This window comes from Nocardiopsis sp. TNDT3 (assembly GCF_003427465.1).
GTDB lineage: Bacteria > Actinomycetota > Actinomycetes > Streptosporangiales > Streptosporangiaceae > Nocardiopsis > Nocardiopsis dassonvillei.
The window spans coordinates 1-2026 of sequence record NZ_QPFC01000952.1 but is presented as its reverse complement, the minus strand read 5'-3'; the positions used below and the strand labels follow the sequence as shown (position 1 = coordinate 2026).

General features: G+C 74.8%; 1 protein-coding gene and 1 pseudogene. Both read left to right on the top strand.

Annotation, left to right across the window (positions count from 1 at the left end; all coding sequences use genetic code 11):
- Positions 1-295 precede the first annotated feature (295 nt).
- A complete protein-coding gene (locus DQW06_RS22165; protein WP_117199233.1) occupies positions 296-1738 on the top strand; it encodes an amidohydrolase family protein in 1443 nt (480 codons plus the stop codon).
- Positions 1739-1765: 27 nt separating this feature from the next.
- A pseudogene (locus tag DQW06_RS29930) lies at positions 1766-2026 on the top strand (hypothetical protein); the annotation flags it as partial.

Genomic DNA, 2026 nt, shown 5'->3' with positions numbered 1-2026 from the left:
CCACAGCCATGTCCGGGGGCTTTCACCCCCCGCCAGGCCCGTGATCCTCCTCCGCCCCGACGGGCTTCGGCACCCCACGGTCACCAGAAATGACACAGTGGGATGGACACACGCATTCCGCCCCCTCCCGGCTCCCGGACGTCCCCACGCGCCGGGCCGCACCGGTCCCTTCCCCTTCCTCCCGGTACGGGCGGCCGCCGAAGGCGTGCCCGTCCCACGAGCGCGCGAGGGACCACGACCGCGGCGGCGGGACCCCGGACCGGTCCGCGAGGGGCACACGGCGAAGGAGCCCTCCTTGAACAGACCGAACGAGTTCCCCCGGGGCCGACCGGTGGTGCTGCGCGGCGGCACGGTGCTGCCCATGGACGACGCGCGCACGGTCCTGCCCGACACCGACGTCCTGGTCGTCGACGACCGCGTGGCCGCCGTGGGACCGCGCCTGCCGGTACCCGAGGGCACCACGGAGATCGACGCCTCCGGCGGCCTGGTCATGCCCGGCATGATCGACACCCACCGCCACATGTGGCAGACCGCCATGCGCGGCTACGGGGCCGACTGGACCCTCGCCCAGTACTTCGTCTGGTACTACCTCGAACACGGCACGCGGTTCCGCCCCGTCGACGTGCACGCGGGCAACACGCTCGCCGCCGTCGAGGCCCTGGAGGCCGGGGTCACCACCGTCGTGGACTGGTCGCACGGCCTCCAGACCCCCGAACACGCCGACGCGGCCGCCGACGCGCTGCTCTCGGTCCCCGGCCGCCACGTCCTGGCCTACGGCAACATCCAGCGGGCGCCCGCCGAGTGGGCCACCAGCCCCGATCTGCGCGCCTTCGTCGAACGCCACCGGGGCGACGACATGCTGGGCCTCCAGATCGCCTTCGACGTCACCGGCGACCCGGAGTTCCCCGAGAGGCCTGCCTTCGAGGCCGCCCGCGACCTGGGGTTGGCCGTCACCACCCACGCCGGGGTGTGGGGCGCCACCGGTGACGACGGCGTCCGGCTCATGCACGAGCACGGCTTCATGGGGCCCGAGACGGTGTACGTGCACGCCGCTTCCCTGTCCGCGGACTCCTACCAGCGCATCGCCGCCACCGGCGGGTCGGTGTCGGTCTCCACCGAGAGCGAGCAGAGCGCCGGCCAGGGATACCCGCCCACGTGGGCGATGCGCGCCCACGGCATACCGGTGTCGCTGTCGGTGGACAGCAGCGTGTGGCAGAGCGGGGACCTGTTCAGCGCCATGCGCGCCACCCTGGGCGCCGATCGGGCCCGCGAGCACCAGGAGGCGCACGGGCGCAGCGACACCGTCACCCACAGCGCCCTGCGCGCCGACCAGGTGGTGGAGTGGGCCACCCGGGGCGGGGCCGCCGCCCTGGGCCGCGACGACCTGGGCCGGATCGCGCCCGGCACCAAGGCCGACCTCGTGCTGATCCGCAACGACGACTCGCCCGTGTCCTTCCCCCTGCTCAACCCCTACGGGCACATCGCCCTCCAGGCCCAGCGCGCCGACGTGCACACGGTCCTCGTCGACGGCCGGGTGGTCAAGCACGAGCACCGGCTGGTGGGCGTGGACCTGGCCGCCGTGCGCCGCGGTGTGGAGGCCACCGTCGAGCACCTGCGCGCCTCGGTCGGGGAGGATGCCTGGATCGAGGGGATGAACCCCGACATCCCCGCGTCCAAGGTGCTGGACAACCCCTACACCTACACGGACTACCGCGACTCCGGCACCCGCGGCCGGTGAGCGCGGCGCCCGCGCGGAGACGGGCCGGTGCCAGAATGTGGGTCCGGGCCCGAGGAGGCCGGGCGGCCCCGCGACCGCCGCCGGTCGCGGGGCGGTCGGCGTCCCGGGGCACCGGGCGGCGGCGCGAACCGGAGGAGGCAGATGTCGGAGAACGGGACGGGCGCCCATCGGCACCCGACGATGGCCGACGTGGCCGCGCACCTGGGGGTCTCGCGGCAGCTGGTCTCGCTGGTGCTGGGCGACCGCCCGGGCCCGAGCGCGCGGACCCGGGAGCGGGTCCTGCGCGCC